This is a genomic window from Actinoplanes sp. NPDC051851 (assembly GCF_040681165.1).
GTDB lineage: Bacteria > Actinomycetota > Actinomycetes > Mycobacteriales > Micromonosporaceae > Actinoplanes.
The window spans coordinates 132,095-152,871 of the sequence record NZ_JBFAYF010000010.1 but is presented as its reverse complement, the minus strand read 5'-3'; the positions used below and the strand labels follow the sequence as shown (position 1 = coordinate 152,871).

Below are 20,777 nucleotides of genomic sequence, written 5' to 3'. Positions count from 1 at the left end.
GCTCCTAAGGATTGGTTCTTGAAGCGGTGCGTCAGCGCGTCAGTGCGCGGACTGGGTCTCGTGCCAGTGCAGGAGACGGCGCTCCAGCAGCGTGACCACGAGCAGCAGCAGCGAGCCGAGAGCGGCGAGGATCGCGATCGAGGCCCAGACGGCGGCCAGCCGGTTCATCGACGACGCCAGGCTGATCGCGGTGCCCAGCCCCTCGGCGGAGCCGGCCGCGGAGAGCTCCGCGACCACGGCACCGACCACCGAGAGCGGGAACACGATCCGCAGGGCGGCGAAGAGGTACGGCAGTGCGCTCGGCACCCGCAGATGCCAGAGCGTCTCCCAGCGGGACGCGTGGACCGTACGGTAGACCTGCAGCACCGGAAGCGGCACCGCCCGCAGCCCCACCGAGGTGTTGATCAGAATCGGGAAGAAGCAGATCAACCCGGTCACGATCAGCTTGGGCGCCGGACCGAATCCGAACGCCACCACCAGCGCCGGCGCGATCGCCACCAGCGGCGTCACGTTGAGCACCACCGCCACCGGCATGATCGCCCGCCGGGCGAGCGGGAACTCGCTGACGAGCACGGCCAGCAGGAACGCGGTGAGCCCGCCGAGCGCCAGCCCGCCGAGCGCCTCGCGGAGCGTGACCAGCGCGTTCCGCAGGTAGTAGCCGGCGTCCTCGACCAGGGTGGTGCCGACGTCGCCGAGCGGCGGGAGCAGGTAGGGGAGCTGGTGCGCGCCCCACTGCCAGAGCCCGCCGAGCACGATCAGCATCAGCACGAGCGGCAGCCACATCCGCGGATGTACCGCTCTCGGGGTCTTTCTCCATCGGGTGCGGAACGCGGCGCCGGTCCGTTCGGCCGTCGTCATGCGACCCTCGCGTGGAAGGCGCCGCGCAGGGCGTCCCGGACCAGGTCCTCGTAGTGGTGGAACTCCGGCGTCTTCAGGATCGCCTGACCGCGCGGCCGGGGCAGGTCGATGTCCAGCACGTCGGTGATCCATCCCGGTCGCGGCGCCATCACCACGATCCGGTCGGAGAGCCGCACCGCCTCGGTGACCGAGTGGGTCACGAAGAGCACGGTCGCCTTCAGCTCGTCCCACAGATCCAGCAGCTGCTCCTGCAGCGCCTCGCGGGTGAACTCGTCGAGCGCCGAGAACGGCTCGTCCATCAGCAGCACGTCCGGGTGCAGGCCGAAGGCGCGGACGATCGCCGCCCGCTGCTGCATCCCGCCGGAGATCTGCGACGGCAGCTTGTGCATGACATCGGCGAGCCCGGCCTTGCGCAGCAGCTCCACCATGTCCGGCCCGTCGTGCCCGGCCTCCGCACGCCGCCGCCGGCCGGCATCCCGATTGACCTTCAACGGCAGGGAGACGTTCTTCAGTACGCTCAACCACGGCAGCAGCGCCGGCGTCTGCGGCACCAGCCCGAGCATCTTCGCCCGTGCGGCCTGATCCGGGGTGGCGTCCTTGATCCGGACCTCCCCGCCGTCCGGCGTCTCCAGCCCGGCGATCACCCGCAGCAGGGTGGACTTGCCACACCCGCTGGGCCCGATCACGCTGACGAAGGTGCCCGGCGCGACGGTCAGGTCCACGTCGTCCAGCGCGGTCAGCGACCCGCCGGCTCCGATGTCGTACACACGGCGTACCCGGGAGACCCGGATGGCCTCGGCGCTCACGTGGTGCCCTCGCATAGATACAAAACGGCCTCCAAGCAGATGATAATCATCAATGGAGCCGGAGAGCGTGCGAGGCGAATACGATGATGTGCGTCGCGAGACTCAAGCTGCGACCGAAGGTAGGCACGCGATGAGTCGCCCGTGCGTATTCGCGGTTTCCGCGCCGTTAACCCATGTCAGGCGTGCGGGTTCGGCCCGAACGTGAACGCCCGCTCGACGTACCGCCGCACCTCCTCGCTCAGGTCCTCCCCGCCGGGCCGTCGCTTCTCCCCGCGCCGCCGCTCGTCTTCGTGCCGCCCGATCTCGTCCACGGCCGCGCGGCCCGCCGGGGTGAGCTCGGGGTGCGGCCGCCAGTCCGTGAAGTGCAGCCAGGCCAGCACGGCCAGGAAGGAGAGCGGGACACCCACCGGCCCGCGCGCTCCGGTCGGCAGCAGGTACACCCCGACGGCGGCCACCACGGTGCCGGCCAGGGCCGCGAGGAACCGGGGGAGGTGCAGCGCGACCCGCCACAGCCCGGCCCGCCGGGTCCGCCGCCGCGCGGCCCGCCCCAGCGCACCGCCCTTGGCCGCGAGAAACCCTCGGTTCAGGGCCGCCGTGGTGTGCCCCGGCGGGAACAGCGCGTCGAGCAGGGCGGTGTCCGCCTCCCCGGCGTCCTGCCGGTCGGCCAGCTCGGCGACCGCCCCGACCTCGGGGTCCAGCCGGATCCGCACCACCTCGCGCTCCACCATGTCGAGGAACTGATCCTGCGCGGCGGCCGCATAGCGCCGCACCTCGGTCTCCCCGGCGACCCTGGACAGCCAGACCTCAGCGACGTAGTCCCGCACGCGACCTCCTCAGCTCCTTCCCGACAGTAGGCACTGTGGTCAATTTCGGTCGGGCCCCGCATCCTGGTCGCGTCGATGCGTGTTCGTGTTCTCGCCGCGACACGGGGTTGTCCACAGACGGCGCGTCAAGATCACTGGTTTTCGGGCAGGATGCCTGTTGGGATGGGGGATTCCCCCGGTATGGGGTGGGCCCCCTCTCCGGTGCGTTGCCCTTGCCAAGATCCACTCTGATTCGTGATCTTCGATTGGCGTGCGTGTGTGCCGGTGGGCCGGGGCGGTCCGGGTGCGCGATCATGCTCTGCGGGGGCGCGGGATTCACGTTCGCCGTCCGTGTCCTTGCGGCGCCCTTCTGGTGGCGGTGCGTGCACACGATCATGGGCCGTGTGCGCCTGTCGCCCCTGAACCCGGCTGTTCGTGCACACCCGCGGCCCGGCGTGCGCTGTTCGTGTGTTCGTGTTGCCCGGCCCGCGGTGTCCGTGCCGCGCGTCGCCCCGGGATCGCCGGACCGTGGCGCCGTGGGCCACACGAAGCTGACCTGACACGGCGGCTACCCCTCACCCCGGACGGACTGCCGGTATACGGCGTACCGAAGAAGCCGACAGGATCAGGGGTGCCTGACGGCCTCCGAGTCACCCTCAGCACCAGCCCGGGAACGCCACTACAGAGCGGTGATCAGGTCGGCGACAGTGTGGGGGTGGGAGAGGAACGGGTGGTGGCCGGACGGGATCTCGACGGTGGTGTCGGCGCGCTTCGCGAACTCGCGCTGGGCCGTGGCCGGGGTGCCGCGGTCGTCGGCGCAGAGCACGTAGGTGGTGGGCAGGTCGTGCCAGGCGACCGCGCGGACCGGCTGCTGGGTCACGCTCAGGGACTGGCGGATCAGGCGGGTCGCGCCCTCCCGGACGATCTCCGGCGGGCAGTCCTGCGCGAACGTCTCGGCGAAGAGCGAGGGCACCGCGCCGAACGTACCCCCGTCGGGGTCGAAGTCCAGGAACGGTGGCGGGGTCGCGGCGCCGAACGTGGACAGCGACTCGCCGGGCTCGGGGAGGTAGCTCGACACGAAGACCAGGTGCCGCACCGCCGGGACGTCCACGGCGGCCTCGGCGGCGACGATCCCGCCGTAGCTGTGGCCGACGAGCACCGTCGGCTCGTCACCCGCGGCCAGCACGGCGCGGACCGCGGCGACGTCCTCGGCCAGCCCGGGGCCGTCCGGCCCGGGGACACGGCCGTCCTCGCCGCAGCTCGGCAGCGCCGGGGCGACGCTCTCGACGCCCCGGCCGCGGAGTACCTCCGCGGCCGGGTGCCACCACCACGCGCCGTCCCGGACACAGGCACCGTGAACGAACACCACACGCATCGCTACCTCCCGTTTCGTGGTTCCTCCGCAACGGTAGACGTACCGTTTGTTACGTGAAAAAGTGCGGCGATGGGACGCCACAAACAGCCCGGCATCCGGGACCGGATCCTCGACGCCTGCGCCGACCACGCGCTCGCGCACGGCCTCCCCGACCGGCTGGAACCGTTCGCGGCGGCGACCGGCGTGTCCAAGCGGATGCTGATCTACCACTTCGGCACCCGGGACGCGCTGCTGCGGGACACCCTGGCGCGGGCCCGGCGGCGGCAGCGCGACCTCTTCGGCGCGCTGATGGCCCCGCGCCCCGGCGAGCCGTACCCGGACACGCTGCGCCGGGCCTGGCGGGAGATGATCGGCCCGGCCGGGCGGCCGTACCTGAGCATGTTCGGACGGCTCCGGGAGGAAGCGGGGCAGCGGCTATGGCCGGACTTCCGCCGGGAGGCGACCACCGACTGGCTGCAGCCGCTGGAGGACGGGATGCGCACCATCGGCCGCCCCGAGCTGGGCACCCTGGTGCTCGCGGTGATCCGGGGCCTGATCCTGGACGTCGACGCCACCGGCGACGTGCCCCGCGCCGACCGCGCGTTCGACGACTTCCTCGCCACGCTCACCCCGGTCGGCGCGCCGCGAGCGGAGGTCGGCGTGCCGCGAGCGGAGGTCGGCGTGCCGCGAGCGGAGGTCGGCGTGCCGCGAGCGGAGGTCGGCGTGCCGCGAGCGGAGGTCGGCGTGCGGAGAGCGGAGGTCGGCGTGCCGCGCGGTGAGCCCCGCGCGGATCCCGGCGTGCCGCGCGGTGAGCCGGCCGTGGAGGTTGACGTGTCCCGCGCCGGGTAAGGCTGCGGGTATGAGGATCCCGACCTGGGTCACGACGTCGGCGGCCGTGGTGGTCGCGGCCGGTGCCGGTGCGGTGGCCACCGACGCCGACTCCGAGTGGTACCGGGAGCTGCGCAAACCCTCCTGGCAGCCGCCGAGCGCCGCCTTCCCCGCGGTCTGGACGCCGCTCTACGGGCTGATCGCGCTGGCCGGGGCCCGGGCGCTGAACCGCGGGGGAGCGGACGACCGGCGTGCGTTCGCCCGCTCGTACGCGATCAACCTGGCCCTGAACGCCGGCTGGACCCTGGTCTTCTTCGGCGCCCGCCGTCCGCGCGCCGCCCTCGCCGAGATCGTCGCCCTGAACGTCTCGAACGTGCTGCTCTGGCGCCGCGCCGCCCGGACCGACCCGGTGGCGGGTGCCGCGCTGGCCCCCTATGTGGCGTGGACCCTCTTCGCGACGGCGCTCAACGCGACGATCGTGGGCCTGAACCGTACCGGAGAATGATCTTTACCAGGATGACCGGGCGGGGTTCAGGCGCGGGTGATCGCGGCCGACGGGGCCATCACGATGCGTGGGTGCTGAGACGGGTCGAGCCAGCGGAGCAAGCGGGCGACGTTCGCGCGGCCGGTCGAGACGCAGCCGGCCGTGGAGCCCTTGCCGCTGGCGTGCAGGAAGATCGCGGAGCCGCGGCCGATGTGTGACGGGGTGGCGGTCACGTATTCGCGGAGCTTCCTGCTCCAGTGAACGCCCGCGGGGCGGTTGAAGTCGATCACCGCGGCGTAGGCGTACTGGCGCGGGTAGTCGGCGAGGCGTTCGGCCTGGGAGAGGCGCCAGGTGCGGGGCTTGGCGGCGGGTTCGAAGACGTTGTACGTGCGGGGGTCGCGCCGGTCGCCGACCCAGTAGTCGTTGCCGTCTACCCTGCGGTACGGGAGTGCGGTGCCCGGGTCCGCGCGTACCCCGAAAGCCTCGGTGACGGTGAAGGTGCCCGCGGGGGTCTGGCCGGTGTCCTGGACGCGCTCGGCGGCCCATTTCCAGCCGCCGTAACCGGTGCGGGCGGGCATCGCGGCGAAGGCCGGACGCCAGTGGCCGGCGGCGTCGAGGCGGTAGGCACGCAGCGTGGCGTGCGTCGAGTGCCAACCACGGCCGGTGACCACGATGACCTGGCGGGCGTTGCCGAGGTGGGTGAGGCGGTCGGGCAGCGCGGCGGCCGCCGGCGCCGCGGGGACCAGGACCGCCGCCAGCACGAGCACGGCCACCGCCGCCAGCCTTCGCATGGTTGATCACCCTAGGGTGTATCGGCTCACGCCGCCCGGTTCAGATCGCCGGACAGCTGGGCCGGGGTGAGGTACCCCGCCTCGACGGCCAGGTCGCCCAGGCGGCGCCACGGGCCGTCGGTGGTGAGCTGGCGGTCCAGCAGCTCGTCGAGCTGGGCTTCGGTGAGCAGACCGGCGGCGAGCAGGGCCTGGCCGAGACGGCGGCCGGTGGTGACCGGGTGGGCACGGGTGCGGGTGTTCATCGCCACATGGGCGACCGGCGCCAGGCAGGTCACGATGGTCAGGAGAGACCAGAGATAGAGCGATGGGTACGTGTGACCCAGCGCGAGCCCGGCCACGATCATGAGCGTGCTCACCGCGGCCCACGCCAGGTGCGGGCGGAACGTGCGCCACGTGTCGCCGGTCGCGGCGGAGCCCTTCGGCGTGACCACGTAGGCGAGCGGGCGCCCGGCCAGCTGGGCGGCCGCGGCGGCCAGGTAGACCGGCGCGGTGGCCAGTTCCAGCGCCATCCCGGCCAGGCCCAGCGAGCGGCGCTCGTGGTCGACCAGGTTGAAACGGCGGGTGAACTGGATGAACGCCAGACCGGCCAGCAGATTGGCGGCGAAGAGCCCGGCCCAGATCAGCGCGGGCAGGCGGCTGACGCTGACCCCGCCGACCAGGTAGAGACCGGTCAGGACGATGCCGCTGAGCCAGGAGATCGCGGTGGTCGGGTAGTGGGTCTGCAGCGCGGCGAAGGAGAGCCGCTGGCTCCACCGGGGCAGGACCCGCAACACCGACGGCGAGTGTCCGCGAAGGATCTCCCAGATCCCGTACGCCCAGCGTTTCTGTTGACTGAAGAAGTCGGTGTAGGTGGCCGGTCCCTCGCCGACCGCCAGGACGTCCGGGGTGTAGACGCCGCGCCAGCCGTGCCCGGTCGCCGGGTTGACCGCCCCGAAGATCACCATGGAGGTCAGGTGGTCCTCGATGATCGAGTCCTGGTAGCCGTCGATCTGGCGGAACGCCGCCGGGCGGTACAGGTGGTTGGTGCCGATCAGCAGCGGCGCGCCCCGGCCGTTGCCGCCGCGCTGGATGACGCCGTGGAAGAGGTAGGCCAGCTCGGCGGCGCCGCGCGCGACGAACGACTCGGTCAGGTTCGCGTACACCTGCGGGGCGACCACGAACGCCGTGTCCGGGTCGCCGAAGTAGCCCAGGGTGCGTTCCAGGAAGTTCGGGTACGGGACGTGGTCCGGGTCCATCTGGGCGACGACGTCGTACTCGCCCTCGTGGGCCGCCCGCCAGGCGTTGTGGTTGCCGTGCTTGGTCCGCGCCTTGTACGGCCCGTCCGGCTGATTCCATGCGGCCACGCCCTTACGGCTGAAGTGGCGTACGCCGAGCTTCTCGCACCGGCGCCGGACCAGGGGATCGTCGCCCTCGTCGAGCAGCCAGACGTCGAGGGCGCCGTCGTGCCGGATCCGCTTCATCGCCCGCAGGGTGGCCATCACCAGCTCGACCGGCTCCTTCCCCGGCACGATCGTGGTGAGCACGGCCACCCGAAGCCCCGGCGGCGGCGCCATCGGGATCGGGTCGCGCGCCCGGGCCGCGAAGAACGTCAGCACGCAGGTCCGCAGCGCCACGATCACCTGCATGACCACCATGACGGCCAGCCCGGCGACGCTGAGCGGGTTCAGGTTCGGCAGGTTGCCGGGGAGCAGCAGGTAGACGGTGAGCCCGACGGCGAGCAGGACGTGCGTCAGGCCGAGGGCCCGCAGCGCCCCGTCCTCGCGACGGGAATAGGCCGCCCGGTACCGGACCCGGTCACCGGCGGGCCGGAGCGGGCCGGTGATCTCGGTGGCGGTGCGGCCGTAGAGGGCGCCCGGCACCCGTCTCTCCTCCACACCCTGGACATCGGCACCGCCACCCGATAGCTGATCAGACCGCTGCCGGGGCCGCCATCGCCGCGCCGGTCAGCTCGATCGAGCGGATCCGGTCCTCGACCGACTGCGCGTGGTGCGCGGTGATCAGCTCGTCGGCCTCGCAGGACGTGGCGAACTCGGTCAGGTAGTCGCGGACCTCGTCCGGGGTGCCGACCGCGGTGTAGCGGGTCATCTGCGCCAGGTTCTGCCCGCCCGGCGAGGCCAGGAACGCGTCGATCTCGGCGTCGGTGAAGTTCTGCCCGACGGCACCCCGGGAGATGAACGCCCTGGTCCGCGCCCGGTAGGCGGCCGTCTTCTGCGCAACCGCCTCGTCGTGCGACGCGGCCGCCACCACGTTCACCCCGGCGATCACGTACGGCTCGGCGAGCTGCTCCGACGGCGTGAACGTCTGGCGGTAGACGCGGACCGCCTGGTGGAGCGCGTCCGGGGCGAAGTGTGAGGCGAAGGCGTACGGGAGACCGAGCTTCGCCGCGAGCTGGGCGCCGAAGAGCGACGAACCGAGGATGTAGAGCGGCACCGGCTGGTCGCCGCGCGGCACCGCCTGCACGCCCGGGATCACCGACTTGCCGGCCAGGTAGCCCTGCAACTCCAGGACGTCCTGCGGGAACGTGTCGGCGGAGGAGTGGTCGCGGCGCAGCGCCCGCATGGTGACCTGGTCACTTCCGGGCGCCCGGCCCAGTCCGAGGTCGATCCGCCCCGGGTAGAGCGTCTCCAGGGTGCCGAACTGCTCGGCGATCACCAGCGGCGAGTGGTTCGGCAGCATGATGCCGCCGGCGCCGAGCCGGATCGTGCTGGTGTGCGCGGCCACGTGACCGATCACCACGCTGGTCGCCGAGGACGCGATGGTGGCCATGTTGTGGTGCTCGGCGTACCAGACCCGCTGGTAGCCGGCGCGCTCGGCGGCGCCGGCCAGCGCCACGCTGGCCGCGAGGCTGTCGCGGGCGGTCTGCCCGGCGGCGATCGGCGCCAGGTCGAGCAGGGAGAGTACGGTGGGCATGGGCGGTGCCGCCTTCCAAGGGTTACAGGTCGCGGTGCAGGCGTTCGGCGAAGGCGCGGATCCGCTCCTCGTCACGCCGGTAATAGATCCACTGCCCGCGGCGGGTCGCGTGCAGGAACCCGGCGCGCTGCAGGATCGCCAGGTGCGCGGAGACGGTGGAGCCGGAACAGCCCGCCCGGCGCTGGATCAGCCCCGCGCAGACCCCGTCGTCCACGTCCCCGCAGCCGGGGAAGTGGACGGCCGGATCCTTCAGCCACTCCAGGATCGCCAGGCGCGTCTCGTTCGACAGCGCCTTGCACTCCTCCAGCATGTCGGCGCACCCTCCTTCGGTATTTCGCTAATTAACGAAATTACGCCACGCGACGAGGGTGCCGCCACCGCTCATGACGCGCCTCACCCTTCCTGCTTGCTTCTTTCCTGCTTGCTTCTTCGCGTACGCCACCTCGCGCGCCGGGCCCGTGCCGACGCGCTCGGTCTACGTGGCCGCCTCGGTCTGCTCGGCCGCCTCGGTCTGCTCGGCCGCCTCGGTCTGCTCGGCCGCCTCGGTCTGCTCGGCGTTCCTGCTCTGCTCGGTGTTCCTGCTCTGTTCGGCGTTCCTGATCTGTTCGGCCAGGGACACGATGATCCCTTCCGGTCCGCGCACGTAGGCCATCCGCCAGACGCCCTCGTACTCGCCGACCCCGCCGACCAGCCCGTAGCCCTGTGCGGCCGCCCAGCCGACCGCCCCGTGCAGATCGTCGACCTCGAAGCAGACGTTGCGCAGCCCCAGCACGTTGGCCATCGCATCGGGCGCGCCGGGCTCCGAGTCCGGCCGCACGAACCTGGCGAGCTCCAGCCGTCCACCGTCCCCGGGTGACTTCAGCATGACGATCTCGGTCCGCGACCCGGGAATCCCGCAGACCGTGTCGAGGAACTCGCCCTCGACGAACGTCCGCCCCTCGACCTCCAGCCCGAGCCCCACGAAGAAGTCGGCCACCCGATCGAGATCCCCGACCGTGATCCCGACATGGTCGAAGCGCCGCACCTGTGCCATGAACCGTGCTCCCGTCCTCTCGCCCACTCCTCCGCACCGGTGGACGACTGCCACGGTAGACGTTCTCCCGCCCAGCACACGCGACGCTCGCGCCCGCGCGCCGTCGATCCGCCCACCGCCCGCATCGAACCGCCATCGCGCTCCGGCGTTTCGGCGTTCCGGTGCTCCGGCGTTCCGGCGTTCCGGGCGGGCAGTGGATCTTCTTGGCTGGCCTCCAGGTGTGACCCTGCTGGTCACATCTGGACCACCTGGTTGGGAGGCCGGATCCCGTGACCGGGTGCCCGCCCGGACACTCGCCGTCCGCGGATCGTCGGCTCTGCCTGCCGGGTTTCGTGCGTGAGTGCCGGCTCCGGAGAGGCGTGGCGGGTGGTTGACATCATGCAGTCTGGGAACTGCATAATGCTGGTCATGGACGGTGACATGGATGCGGTGTTCAGGGCGCTCGCCGACCCGACGCGGCGTCTGCTGCTGGACAGCCTGCGTGCGGAGAACGGGCAGACGCTCGGGCGGCTCTGTGACGGGCTGGACATGACGCGGCAGACCGTGACGCAGCATCTCGCCGTGCTGGAGCAGGCGAACCTGATCAGTTTCGTACGCCATGGCCGGGAGAAGCGGCACTTCCTCAACCCGGTCCCCATCCACGACGTGCAGCAGCGCTGGATCGCCCCGTTCGAGGAGCCCCGGCTGCGGGCCCTCGCGGCGATCCGGCACCGTGCGGAGGAGCAGCGCATGACCGAATTCGTCTACGTGACCTACATTCACGCGACCCCCGAGCGGGTCTGGGAGGCGCTGACCGACGCCGAGCTGACCGGCGCGTACTGGGGGCACCACAACGTCTCCGACTGGCAGCCCGGCTCCCGCTGGGAGCATCGGCGCACCGACGGCTCCGGCATCGCCGACACGGGTGGCGTCGTCGTCGAGGCCATTCCGCCGGCCCGGCTGGTGATGACCTTCGAGGCGGCCGGCGGCGGGGACTCCTCGACCGTCACCTTCCTGGTCGAGCCGTACCGCGACATCGTCCGGCTGACCGTCACCCACGTGGACCTGCCGACCGCCGCCGACCTCGAGGCCGTCTCGGCGGGCTGGCCCGCGGTGATGGCCAACCTGAAGTCCCTTCTCGAAACCGGTCACGTCCTGCCCCAGGCGCCGTGGGAGATGCACGCCGACCTGCGCGCCGCCCAGCAGCGTCCGGCGTGACGGCGTCCGGCGTGACCGGCGTCCGGCGTGACCGGCGTGCGGCGGCGGCAGCCGCGGCGGACGTGGCGGCAGCGGCGTGAAAGGCGGCTTCAGGGCTGATCGGCGAGCGATGTCTCCAGCGCGCGCATGATGTGGGACCGCCAGCCGCCGCCCATGATGCGCAGGGCCTGACGCTGGAGCGGGTCGTCCGGGTCGAAGCCCTCGTGGCGCAGGAACAACCGGGTGCCCCGGCCCTCCGGTGCCAGTGTCCAGGTGACGGTGCTGTCCAGTGTGCCGCCCCGCCACGACCAGGCCAGCAGCCGGGGCGGTTCGAGGGCCAGCACCTCGCAGTGCACCACGCCGTCGAAGCCGGGGCGGGGCTCGGTGTGGAAGGTGAACCGATGACCGATCTCGGGCACGAAGTCGTTCGGCATCAGCCAGCCGGCGAGGCGTTCCGGATCGGTCAGCGCCCGCCACACCTTCTCCGGCGGGTGTGGCAGGAAACGGTCGACATCGATGCTTGTCGGCTCAGTCATGGTGCCCGGCGTTCGGCGGGCCGTCGATGTCGTCGCGCTCGGCGTCCAGCAGGTCGGCCAGGCCGTCGATGCGGTCGTTCCAGAATCTCTCGTACGGCGCCAGCCAGTCGGTGAGCGCGCGCAGCGGGGCGGCTTCCAGCGCGTACCACCGCTGGCGGCCGACCCGGCGCTCGGTCACCAGCCCGGCGTCCTTGAGCAGGCGAAGGTGCTCGGAGAGGCTGGGCCGGCGCATGTCGAAGTGCTCCGCCAGTTCGCCGACCGGGCGCGGGCCGCCGTCGCGGAGTAGGCGGAGCACCTCGCGGCGGGCCGGGTTCGCCACCGCGGTGAAGACATCGACGGTGAAGGCGTCGGCGGCGGTGGCAGTGGCGGTGGCGGCGGTGGCGGTGGCGGTGGGCTCAGGCACGCGGGGGCCGTCCCCGCAGCACGAGGCGGTTGCCGTCCGGGTCGGTGAAGACCGCGAACCGGCCCCACGGTGCGTCCTGCACGCCGTCCGGCACCGGGACGCCCTTCGCGGTCAGCGCGGCGACCTCGGCGTCCAGGTCGTCGGTGTGCAGGACGAGACCCTGCAGCGACCCGGGCGGCATGGTGTCGAACCAGGTGACCAGCGTGATCGAGGTCTGCCCGCCCTTGGGGGCGACCTGGATCCAGCGCTGTGCCGGGCCCATGTCGTTCTGCCGGACCAGCTCGAAGCCGAGGGTGTCCACGTAGAAGTCGCGAGCGCGATCCTGGTCGCGGACCGGCAGCGAGACCACGTCGAGGTGAGTGACAGCCATGGCCCGTACAATAGGTAGGTTTTTTCCTACCAGTCAAGCGGCTCCGGCGAGGTGGATCAGTTCGACCTCGCCGCGGACGCGCAACGGGCCCGCCGCGTACGGGATGAGCAGGGTGTCGCCGCGCCGGATCCGTAGCTCGTCGTGCTCGCCGAGCAGGCGGCCCCGGCCCGCGACGGTGACCGCCACGCCGAATCCGCGTGGCAGGCGGTCGCCGCCGCGCAGGCGACGGGCCGTGAAGAACTCGTCGGCGGCCTCCGGGAGCAGGCGCCGTCCGCCGCGCAGACCGGTGATCCGTTCCGGACTCCACGCGCTGCGGTCGACGCACTCCAGGGCCCGCTCGTAGCCCAGACCTAGGTGACCGTCGGTGAGGCCGAAACCCTCGTACTCCAGTAGCACCGAGAAGTCGGTCGGCTCCTGGACCTCGACGAGCAGGATGCCGTCGCCGATGGCGTGCGGGAGGCCGGCCGGGCAGAGGATGGCGTCACCCGCGGTGACCGGCACGCGGTGGGTGGCGGCCAGCATCGCCGCGGTGTCCTGATCGGTCACCCACCGGGCCAGCTCGTCGCCCGGCACGTCCCGGGCGAAACCCAGATGGACGTACGCGCCGGGTCGCGCTTCGACGATCACCCACGCTTCCGTCTTCCCGTACGCGGAAGCCAGGTGTGTGTTCGCGAACCCCCGGTCGGGATGGACGTGCAGGGGCAGTCGTTGCCCCGCGTCGAGGAGTTTGACCAGCACGCCCGGGTCGGCCCGGTCCGGCCCGAGCCACCAGCGCGGGTCGGCGGCGATCGCCTCGGCGAGCACCCGCCCGTCGGCCAGCGTGGAGAGCCCGGCCGGCGTCAGCCCGAACCGGCTGGTCACCGAGCCGACCCAGTCCTCCGGCCGGTCCGGCAGCGATGGATCACCCCGGAAGGCGGCGATCCGCCCGGCCCCGCGGTAGAACGTCCCGGGTTGGTTGGCGGGCAGCTTCTCGATGCTCATCCTTCTTCCCCCGAGAGAGCCAGGGCGGCGAGGAAACCGCCGACGAAGGTGTCGCCGAGCCCGACCGTCGTCGGGTGCGCGACGTCGAGGGCGAACCCGGGCACGCAGCGGACCGCGCCGCCCGTCCGCGCGTGCAGGGCCTCGGCGAACGTGACCGATTCCGCCCGCCGGGGACGGTCGCGCAGCGCGGCGATGTCCGCGTCGGTGAAGTCGTCGCCGTGGCAGTAGCGGGTCGCCGCCATCACGGTTCCGGTGTCGAGCGCCGCGGTGTAGTCCCCGGACCCGAGCGCCAGGGCCCAGTACTTCGTGTGCACCACCAGGGTGGGCACCGGGATGAACGCGTGCAACTCGGCGAGCGCCGTCGCGACGTCGTCCGGGGCGAGCAGGTCGACCGGGCGGCCGAGGTACGCCTGCATCTCGTCCTCGTTGAGCCCGTACACGTCGATCGCGCCGAGCAGTGCCGCCCGGACCCGGTGGCTGAACGCGGGCTCGTGGTACGCCGCGTCCTCGAAGTAGGTCACCGCGGTCGGCGGTAGCCGCCGCATCCGCGACCGCAGTTCGGCGAGCCGGCTGTCCAGCTCGTCGGCGGAGCGCATCGCGTTGAACCCGGAGATCAGGAAGACCTCCGCCCGGGCGAGCCGGTCGCCGAGGTCCGGGGTGAGCAGCATGGCGCCGTTCGCCGGGTCGTTGACGTAGATCAGCCGGTTCGGGTACGGCGCGGTGATGTCCAGCGCGCCGACACGCAGGCCACGGTCGTACTGGACGATCAGGTGGGGGAAGTAGGTGTCCTCGGTGCCGCTGGAGACGTGGTCGCCGTCCGCCGGCAGCAGGCGGCGGATCGTGTCGTTGACGCTGACCAGGTGCAGCGTCGACGGAACACCCAGCCGGCTCATCAGGATCCCGGCCCGGACCGAGGTGCCGCCGAGCGTGGCGCGGTACGGGAACCGGGCGGCGAACGCCTCGAGGGCCGGGGCGGACGCGACGAAGTGCTCGCCGCCCCCGCCCCGGGCCACGTACCCGAGGATCGACACGAGCAGGTCCCGTTCGCCGGCCACCACGGCGGGCGGGGTGAGATCGGTGACGCCGTACTCGGCGACCAGCTGGTCCAGGACCTCGGCGGTCAGCGTCAACTCGTAGTCGACGCAGCCACCGAGACCGAGGAGTACCCGGGACGCGCTCGCCATGTCAGTACAGCGATCCCTTGCCGGTGGCCCCGAACAGCTCGATCTTCTGGGCCGCGACCGCCTTCATCGCCTCGATGCAGAGCGGCTGGATCGCGTTCGGCTCGCGGGTCTTCGGGTCGTCGCCGAGCACCTCGCGCATCCGGTTGTGGTACGCCACCTTGATGTCCGTCGAGATATTGATCTTGTTGATGCCGGTCCGGGCGGCCTCGGCGATCTCGTCGTCCGGGTTGTTGGAGCCACCGTGCAGGACGAGCGGGAGGTGCACCCGGCTCTTGATCTCCTTGAGCAGGTCCAGCTTGAGCTCCGGCTTCAGGTGTGCCGGGTAGAAGCCGTGGAAGGTGCCGATCGCGATGGCCAGGCTGTCCACCCCGGTCTGCTCGACGAAGGTGACCGCGTCGTCCGGGTCGGTGTAGATGATGGTGGCCGACCCGCCCTCGGCGTAGCTGTCGTTCGCGCCGATCGTGCCGAGCTCGCCCTCCACCGAGACACCGAGAGCGTGTGCCGAGGCGGTGACCTGCCGGGAGATGGCCACGTTCTCGTCGAACGGCTTCATCGAGGCGTCGATCATCACCGAGGTGAACCCGTACTGGAAAGCCTGAAGTGCCTGCTCGTAGGTGGCGCCGTGGTCCCAGTGGATGGCGATCGGGACGCTGGCGTTGTGCGAGCGCTCGATGATCCCGGTGATCATCTCGCGGCCGATGTGGCGTACCTCGTCCGGGTGGATCGCGACGATCAGCGGGGCGTTCGTCTCCTCGCTGATCTCCACGATGCCCTTGAACATCGCCCAGTCGCTGATGTTGAAGGCGGGCACCGCGAAGTTGTGCTCGTTGGCGACGTCGAGGATGACCTTGCCGGTCGTGAGCATGGGGTGGTTCTCCTTCGTGAGAGGGGTGGCCGGTCAGGCCTTGACGGCGCCGGCGGTGAGACCGCCGATGAAGCGCCGCTGGAAGATCAGGAAGAGCACGAGGACCGGGATCGACCCGAGGATGCTCATCGCCATCATCTGGTTCCACTCGTACGAGTGCTGGCCCATCAGCAGCTGGATCCCGATCGGCACGGTGCGCATGTCGTCGGTCCGGGTCAGCGTGAGCGCGAAGAGGTACTCGTTCCACGAGATCATGAAGGTGTAGACGCCGACCGCGATCAGGCCCGGCACCGAGATCGGCGCCAGCACCCGCCAGAGCGCGGTCCAGCTGGTCCCGCCGTCCACCTTGACCGACTCGTCCAGCTCCCGCGGCAGGGTGTTCAGATAGGCGGTGATCATGATGATGGCGTACGGGAGGGTGAAGACCATGTGGGTGAGGATCAGCCCGGGGTACGTGTTGTAGAGGCCGAGCGCGACGACCAGCCCGAAGTAGGGGATGACCAGCGTGATCGGCGGCACCGCCTGCACGCTGACGATCACCGCGTTGATGGTGCGCTGGAACGGGAACCGGAAGCGGCTGAACGCGTACCCGGCGAGCAGCGCCACCAGCAGGGTCAGCACGGTCACGGCGAGCGCGACGACGTAGCTGTTGAGGAAGAACCGCAGCTGGTCCGGATTGCCGAAGATCTCCCGGTACGCGTCGAGCGAGAAGCCGTCGGTGATCAGCTTCGGCGGGTTCTGGAAGACCTCCCCGTTGCTCTTGAACGACGTGGAGAGCATCCAGAGCACCGGCAGCCCGGCGAAGAGGGCGCCGGCGACGAGCCCGGTGATCACGCCGGCCTTGGCCAGGGTGCGGCGGGCCTTGATGGAGAGCATGGTCACCGCTCCCTTTGCTGGCGTACGTAGAAGAAGGCCAGAACCATCGTCAGCAGCAGCACGATGACCGCGGCGGCCGACGCGGTCGCGAACTCGTACTCGCTGAACGCCTGCTTGTAGGTGTAGGTGCTGAGCATCTCGGTGGCGTTCAGCGGCCCGCCGCCGGTGGTCATCCAGATCAGTGCGAACTGCTGGGACGTCCAGATCAGGTCGAGCACCGCCATGCTGGCGATCACCGGGCGCAGCTGCGGGAGCGTCACGTGCAGGAACCGCTGGAGCCCGTTCGTGCCGTCCACCGCGGCCGCCTCGTAGAGGTCCGGCGAGATCCCCTGCAGCCCGGCGAGCAGGCTGATCATGAAGAACGGGTAGCCGGACCAGACGTTGACGAAGGTGACCGCCCAGAGCGCCTTACCCGGGTCGCCGAACCAGTCCACGCCCTGCTGGATCACGCCGAGCGCGTGCAGCACGTAGTTGACCACGCCGGTCGGGTCGAGCAGCAGCCGCCAGATCACCGCGATCACCGCGATGGTGAAGAGCCACGGCAGGATGTAGACGATCCGGAAGATCGCCTTCGTGACGCCGCCGAGCAGCGGGGTGTTCAGCATCATCGCGAACGACAGGCCCAGGATCAGGTGGGCGATCGTGCTGACCGAGATGAAGACCGCGGTGTTCTTCAGCGCCGCCAGGAAGTCCGGGTCGGTGAGGACCTCGGCGTAGTTGGCGAATCCGGCGAAGACCGAGTTCTCCTGGACGATCACGTTGTCCCGGAACGAGTAGCCGATCACCATGACGATGGGGACCACCATCAGGACGACGATCAGCAGGATCGTGGGGGAGAGGTAGCCGAAGGGGGTGAGGCGCCGGATCCGGTGGCCCGGCGCCTTCATCACTGTCATTACTCGATCACCGAGGACCAGTCCTGCTGGGCGGCGGCGAGGGCGTCGTCGACGCTCGACTTGCCGGTCAGCACCAGCTGGAGCTGCTCGTCGAAGCTGCGCATCAGGTCCTCCGACTTGGGCAGGCCGACGAACTCGTTCGCCGGGTAGCCCGCCTGGTAGATGTCGAAGGCGGTCTTGAAGAGCGGGTCACTGTCGGTGAAGTCCGGCTCGGCGTTCTTGTTGCCGGGGAAACCGTTCGCCATCGTGCTCAGCGTCGCGTTCGTCTCCTGACTCATCAGGTACGACACCAGCTTGAAGGCCTCGGCCTTGTGCTCGGTCGAGTTCGAGACGCCGATACCCCAGGAGGCGTACGGGATGCCGCGCTTGCCGGTGTACCCGTCCACGGCCGGCAGCGCCGCCACGGTGAAGTCCAGGTCCGGCTGGCTCTCCTTGATCAGGTTGATGTGCGCCAGCGAGTCGATCATCATGCCGACCTGGCCGTTGCTGAACTTCTCGACCTTGTCCTGTTCCTTCATGGTCAGCGACCCGGCCGCGATGACGCCCGCGTCGTTGAGGCTCTTCACGTACTCGACGGTGCTCCTGACGCCGTCGCTGGTCAGGTTCGGCTTGCCGTCGGCGAGCATGCTGCCGCCGGAGGCCCAGAGCCAGGACATCACGTCGTTCTGCACGCCGTTGGGCACCGCGGTGTCGAGCGGCAGCGCCCAGCCCTTGACGTCCCCGCCGGTCGCGCTGATCTTCTTGGCCGCGTCCAGGAACTCGGTCCGGGTGCTCGGCACCTCCGCGACGCCGGCCTTGGTCAGCAGGTCCTTGTTGACGAAGAGCGGGTAGACGAAGTTGACCACCGGGATCATGTAGGTCTTGCCGTCGAGCTGGACCTGGCTGGCGAGCTGGCTCTCGTCGTACCCGGCGTCCTTCATCAGCGCGGACATGTCGGCGATGGCGCCCTGCTTGGCGAAGTCGTTGACCCAGGCGCCGTCGAGACCCACCACGTCGGGCAGGGTCTTCGAGGCCGCGCCGGTGAGCAGCTGCTGCTTGGTGGAGGCGTACGGCGCGCTGAGCAGCTTGACCTTGATGGTCGGGTTCTGCGCGGTGAAGTCGTCGATCAGCTTGTCGAACTCGCCGTCCGGGAGCTCGGCGCCCCACCACTGGGCGAACTCGAGGGTCACGGTGCCGTCCCCGCTGTCACCGGACGAGCTCGATCCGCACGCCGCGCCGAACGCCAGCGTCACGGTCGCCGTCGCCGCCGCGAGAAGTCTCCTGAGGTGGGTGGAACGAACAGCCATAACAGGCTCCTTCTATATAGAAGTCCTTCAGTTGTTTGCTGTGTTGGCGTCACGTTAGCAGCGTGTTACGAAGAAGAACAAGAGAAGAACCGCAGAAAGCTGCGCAGTACTGCATACTCCTGCGTAACTTATGAGCGCGCGAAACAGCTGGCCTGGGTGTTGAGAGGTCGGCGACCTCGTGCGGTTCTGTGCAGTATTGAGCGGCGTTGTGAGCGGCATCCGCAGGGTTGTGGCATACTCCCGCACTGACGAAGGGGGTGCCATGAGCTCCGACAAGGACGATCGGCAGCGTCATCTGCCCGCCGGGCGCAAGGCACAGCTGGCCGCGTACGTCGCCGAGGCCGGCCAGGTCACCGTCGGCGAGCTGGCCGAGAGGTTCGGCGTCTCGATCGACACGGTGCGGCGCGACCTGGACCAGCTCAGCGCGGACGGTGCGCTGGTCCGGACGTACGGCGGAGCGGTCAGCCTCTCCACGGTCTCCCGCACCGACCGCGCCGTCGACCAGCGGCTGACCGAGCAGGAGAAGGAGAAGGACCGGATCGGCGCGCTCGCCGCCGACCTGGTCCAGGACGGCTCCACCATCATGATCAACGGCGGGACGACCACGCTCGCGGTGGCCCGCAAGCTCGGCCAGCACCGCGACCTCACCGTCGCGACCAACAACCTGCTGGTCCCCGGCGCGCTGCCGCCGACGGCGATCCGCGACATCTACGTCTTCGGCGGCGCCGTCCGCGCCCTGACGCTGGCCACCATAGGTCCGGTCAGCTTCCGCGCCAACAACGGCGCCGACCTCGACATCACCTGCGACCTGGCGATCATCGGCGTCGGCGCGGTCTCCGCCGACGCGGGCTTCACCACCAGCAACATCGCCGAGGCCGCGATGATGCAGGAGATGATCTCCCGCGCCGGCCGGGTCGCGGTCGTCGCCGACTCCACCAAGTTCGGCCGCCGCCTCTTCGCCCAGGTCTCCGAGCTCGGCGCCGCCGACTACCTGATCACCGACAGCGCACCCCCCGCCGACCTCCAGGAGGCGCTGACCGCCGGCGACGTCGAGGTGATCACCCCCGCCGGGCTACCCCGCCCGCGCTGATCGGCGGTTGACCCGCCGCCCCGGGCTCTTCATGATCAAGAAGTGGATACGCAGACGGTGGTGCGCCGGGTCAGGGAGCGGGCGGAGACCCGCCCGCGGCGGGTGCGGGTGGCGGCCGCGGCGGCCCTGACGGTGGCGGTCGTCCTGGTGCTGGCGCGTACCAACCCGATGCACCTGACGTTCCTGCAGGATCATCCACTGTCGGGGAACTGGGCGTTCGGCACGGCGAGCCTGCTGATGGTCCTGGCGCTGGAGCTCTTCTCCTGGACCGTCGGACGGCTGGCGGCGGTCCTGGTGAGCGTCGTCGTGATAGCGCTCATCTGCGGCGGCGGGTTCTTCCTGGAGAGCCCGGCTTCGTTCGTCCGGCGCGGGCACGACCTCGCCGGTGACGCCTACACCGCCGACGGCCGCTACGAGCTGCGGATCTACTCCTGGGATTACGCGGACGGCCCGTCCGAGTGGCAGGTCCTCGTCGAGCGCCGGGGCACCTTCCGTTTCGTGGCCACCGACGCCGGCTGCCTCGCGGCTTCCGCGACCACGTACCAGGGCATCGCGTCGTTCGAACCGGGACGCGCCCGCCTGACCACCAGCGACGGCACCGTCGACATCCGCTTCGACCCGGACACCATGCGGGTCACCACCCCGATCCCGGCCGCCCTCTGCCCGAAGGGCTGACCGCTCGGTCCAGGCCGATGTACGTCGTGCGGTGCAGGGGCGACCACATGCTCGTGGACCGCGTCGGCCGTAGGAGTCAGTAGAGGTCGGGGCGACGATCGGTGAGGTACGGGTTGGCTGCCCGGTCGCGGGCCACGACACCGGTGTCGACGGTCGCGAGCAGCAGATGGTCGCCGTGCACGGCCCCGGCGAGCACCGCGCCGGAGGGTGCGACGATGCTGCTGCGGCCGACGTACTCGAGGGTCTGTTGGAAGAGCTCGGTGGTGATCAGCAGCCCGGCCCCGGCGGCGGCCGCCTCCCGCGCCGCGTCGCGCAGCTGTGCCCGGTTCGCCGCGACGTCCCCGGGCGCCCCCGCCGCCTGCAGTCCCGCCACGATCAACTCCACGTGCCCATCCCTCCGCCCGCTTATTCGAGCAAGATGATCGAATATCGGGCAGGGGGCGGCGTGCAAGACCCGGGAGGTTTCGGGTCTGTGACGGGCGCGGGCCCGCCAGGCGTATTCAGCTTTCCTGATATCGGTTATGCGGACTATTTGTTTTTCTGAACTCGGCTTGATCGGTAGCTTGCTTTCC

General features: G+C 70.6%; 24 protein-coding genes. 5 read left to right on the top strand and 19 right to left on the bottom strand.

Features of this window, described 5'->3' with window-relative positions:
* Positions 1–39: 39 nt before the first annotated feature.
* The 4 genes from AB0M08_RS13295 to AB0M08_RS13280 form a co-directional block, all read right to left on the bottom strand.
* Positions 40–783, bottom strand: coding sequence for an ABC transporter permease subunit (locus AB0M08_RS13295; protein ID WP_364492346.1), 744 nt, complete (start codon positions 781–783; stop codon positions 40–42).
* A 71-nt stretch (positions 784–854) separates the two neighbouring features.
* On the bottom strand, positions 855–1,664 hold the full coding sequence (locus AB0M08_RS13290) for an ABC transporter ATP-binding protein (RefSeq protein WP_364492345.1): 810 nt from the start codon (positions 1,662–1,664) through the stop codon (positions 855–857).
* Between the two features lie 176 nt (positions 1,665–1,840).
* Entirely contained in the window at positions 1,841–2,488 is a 648-nt protein-coding gene (locus tag AB0M08_RS13285) for a hypothetical protein (RefSeq protein ID WP_364492344.1), read from the bottom strand.
* Positions 2,489–3,146: 658 nt separating this feature from the next.
* The gene (locus AB0M08_RS13280; RefSeq protein ID WP_364492343.1) at positions 3,147–3,842 is read right to left on the bottom strand and encodes an alpha/beta hydrolase; all 696 of its coding nucleotides are present in this window, start codon (positions 3,840–3,842) and stop codon (positions 3,147–3,149) included.
* 69 nt (positions 3,843–3,911) lie between these two features.
* Here AB0M08_RS13280 and AB0M08_RS13275 point away from each other — a divergent pair, with 69 nt between their 5' ends.
* Both AB0M08_RS13275 and AB0M08_RS13270 read left to right on the top strand, forming a co-directional pair.
* Complete coding sequence (locus AB0M08_RS13275) at positions 3,912–4,670, top strand: TetR/AcrR family transcriptional regulator (RefSeq protein ID WP_364492342.1); 759 nt, start codon at positions 3,912–3,914, stop codon at positions 4,668–4,670.
* 10 nt (positions 4,671–4,680) lie between these two features.
* Positions 4,681–5,154, top strand: coding sequence for a TspO/MBR family protein (locus tag AB0M08_RS13270; RefSeq protein ID WP_364492341.1), 474 nt, complete (start codon positions 4,681–4,683; stop codon positions 5,152–5,154).
* A gap of 26 nt (positions 5,155–5,180) precedes the next feature.
* Here the strand turns inward: AB0M08_RS13270 and AB0M08_RS13265 are convergent, their stop codons facing one another.
* The 5 genes from AB0M08_RS13265 to AB0M08_RS13245 form a co-directional block, all read right to left on the bottom strand.
* Positions 5,181–5,924, bottom strand: coding sequence for a L,D-transpeptidase family protein (locus AB0M08_RS13265; protein WP_364492340.1), 744 nt, complete (start codon positions 5,922–5,924; stop codon positions 5,181–5,183).
* Positions 5,925–5,950: 26 nt separating this feature from the next.
* Entirely contained in the window at positions 5,951–7,783 is a 1,833-nt protein-coding gene (locus tag AB0M08_RS13260; RefSeq protein WP_364492339.1) for a glycosyltransferase family 2 protein, read from the bottom strand.
* A gap of 49 nt (positions 7,784–7,832) precedes the next feature.
* Positions 7,833–8,834: an LLM class flavin-dependent oxidoreductase gene (locus AB0M08_RS13255; RefSeq protein ID WP_364492338.1), complete on the bottom strand. Its 1,002-nt coding sequence runs from the start codon at positions 8,832–8,834 to the stop codon at positions 7,833–7,835.
* A 22-nt stretch (positions 8,835–8,856) separates the two neighbouring features.
* A complete protein-coding gene (locus AB0M08_RS13250; protein ID WP_364492337.1) occupies positions 8,857–9,144 on the bottom strand; it encodes a metalloregulator ArsR/SmtB family transcription factor in 288 nt (95 codons plus the stop codon).
* Positions 9,145–9,309: 165 nt separating this feature from the next.
* Positions 9,310–9,867: a VOC family protein gene (locus tag AB0M08_RS13245; protein WP_364492336.1), complete on the bottom strand. Its 558-nt coding sequence runs from the start codon at positions 9,865–9,867 to the stop codon at positions 9,310–9,312.
* A gap of 408 nt (positions 9,868–10,275) precedes the next feature.
* On the opposite strand from AB0M08_RS13245, the gene AB0M08_RS13240 reads away from it, so the two are divergent.
* The gene (locus tag AB0M08_RS13240) at positions 10,276–11,064 is read left to right on the top strand and encodes a metalloregulator ArsR/SmtB family transcription factor (RefSeq protein WP_364492335.1); all 789 of its coding nucleotides are present in this window, start codon (positions 10,276–10,278) and stop codon (positions 11,062–11,064) included.
* Positions 11,065–11,153: 89 nt separating this feature from the next.
* Here the strand turns inward: AB0M08_RS13240 and AB0M08_RS13235 are convergent, their stop codons facing one another.
* From AB0M08_RS13235 to AB0M08_RS13195, 9 genes are read right to left on the bottom strand one after another with little or no spacing between them, the layout of a single operon-like run.
* A complete protein-coding gene (locus tag AB0M08_RS13235) occupies positions 11,154–11,579 on the bottom strand; it encodes an SRPBCC domain-containing protein (protein ID WP_364492334.1) in 426 nt (141 codons plus the stop codon).
* The gene (locus AB0M08_RS13230; RefSeq protein WP_364492333.1) at positions 11,572–11,982 is read right to left on the bottom strand and encodes a metalloregulator ArsR/SmtB family transcription factor; all 411 of its coding nucleotides are present in this window, start codon (positions 11,980–11,982) and stop codon (positions 11,572–11,574) included. Before AB0M08_RS13230 ends, AB0M08_RS13235 begins: the two co-directional genes overlap by 8 nt.
* Positions 11,975–12,352 (bottom strand): VOC family protein, encoded by a 378-nt coding sequence (locus AB0M08_RS13225; RefSeq protein WP_364492332.1) that lies wholly within the window; start codon positions 12,350–12,352, stop codon positions 11,975–11,977. The genes AB0M08_RS13230 and AB0M08_RS13225 overlap by 8 nt, the downstream gene beginning before the upstream one ends.
* A 33-nt stretch (positions 12,353–12,385) precedes the next feature.
* Positions 12,386–13,333 (bottom strand): class I mannose-6-phosphate isomerase, encoded by a 948-nt coding sequence (locus tag AB0M08_RS13220; RefSeq protein ID WP_364492331.1) that lies wholly within the window; start codon positions 13,331–13,333, stop codon positions 12,386–12,388.
* Complete coding sequence (locus tag AB0M08_RS13215) at positions 13,330–14,517, bottom strand: ADP-dependent glucokinase/phosphofructokinase (RefSeq protein WP_364492330.1); 1,188 nt, start codon at positions 14,515–14,517, stop codon at positions 13,330–13,332. The genes AB0M08_RS13220 and AB0M08_RS13215 overlap by 4 nt, the downstream gene beginning before the upstream one ends.
* Before the next feature lies 1 nt (position 14,518).
* On the bottom strand, positions 14,519–15,382 hold the full coding sequence (locus AB0M08_RS13210; RefSeq protein ID WP_364492329.1) for a ketose-bisphosphate aldolase: 864 nt from the start codon (positions 15,380–15,382) through the stop codon (positions 14,519–14,521).
* A 33-nt stretch (positions 15,383–15,415) separates the two neighbouring features.
* Positions 15,416–16,258 (bottom strand): carbohydrate ABC transporter permease, encoded by an 843-nt coding sequence (locus AB0M08_RS13205; protein WP_364492328.1) that lies wholly within the window; start codon positions 16,256–16,258, stop codon positions 15,416–15,418.
* Positions 16,259–16,260: 2 nt separating this feature from the next.
* Positions 16,261–17,154, bottom strand: coding sequence for a sugar ABC transporter permease (locus tag AB0M08_RS13200; protein WP_364492327.1), 894 nt, complete (start codon positions 17,152–17,154; stop codon positions 16,261–16,263).
* Complete coding sequence (locus AB0M08_RS13195; RefSeq protein WP_364492326.1) at positions 17,154–18,440, bottom strand: sugar ABC transporter substrate-binding protein; 1,287 nt, start codon at positions 18,438–18,440, stop codon at positions 17,154–17,156. The genes AB0M08_RS13200 and AB0M08_RS13195 overlap by 1 nt, the downstream gene beginning before the upstream one ends.
* A 262-nt stretch (positions 18,441–18,702) precedes the next feature.
* Here AB0M08_RS13195 and AB0M08_RS13190 point away from each other — a divergent pair, with 262 nt between their 5' ends.
* Entirely contained in the window at positions 18,703–19,530 is an 828-nt protein-coding gene (locus tag AB0M08_RS13190; RefSeq protein ID WP_364492325.1) for a DeoR/GlpR family DNA-binding transcription regulator, read from the top strand.
* A gap of 42 nt (positions 19,531–19,572) precedes the next feature.
* Entirely contained in the window at positions 19,573–20,205 is a 633-nt protein-coding gene (locus AB0M08_RS13185) for a hypothetical protein (protein WP_364492324.1), read from the top strand.
* Between the two features lie 76 nt (positions 20,206–20,281).
* On the opposite strand, the gene AB0M08_RS13180 is transcribed toward AB0M08_RS13185, so the two are convergent.
* Positions 20,282–20,590, bottom strand: a complete 309-nt coding sequence (locus AB0M08_RS13180; protein ID WP_364492323.1) for a hypothetical protein — start codon at positions 20,588–20,590, stop codon at positions 20,282–20,284.
* Between the last annotated feature and the right edge of the window lie 187 nt (positions 20,591–20,777).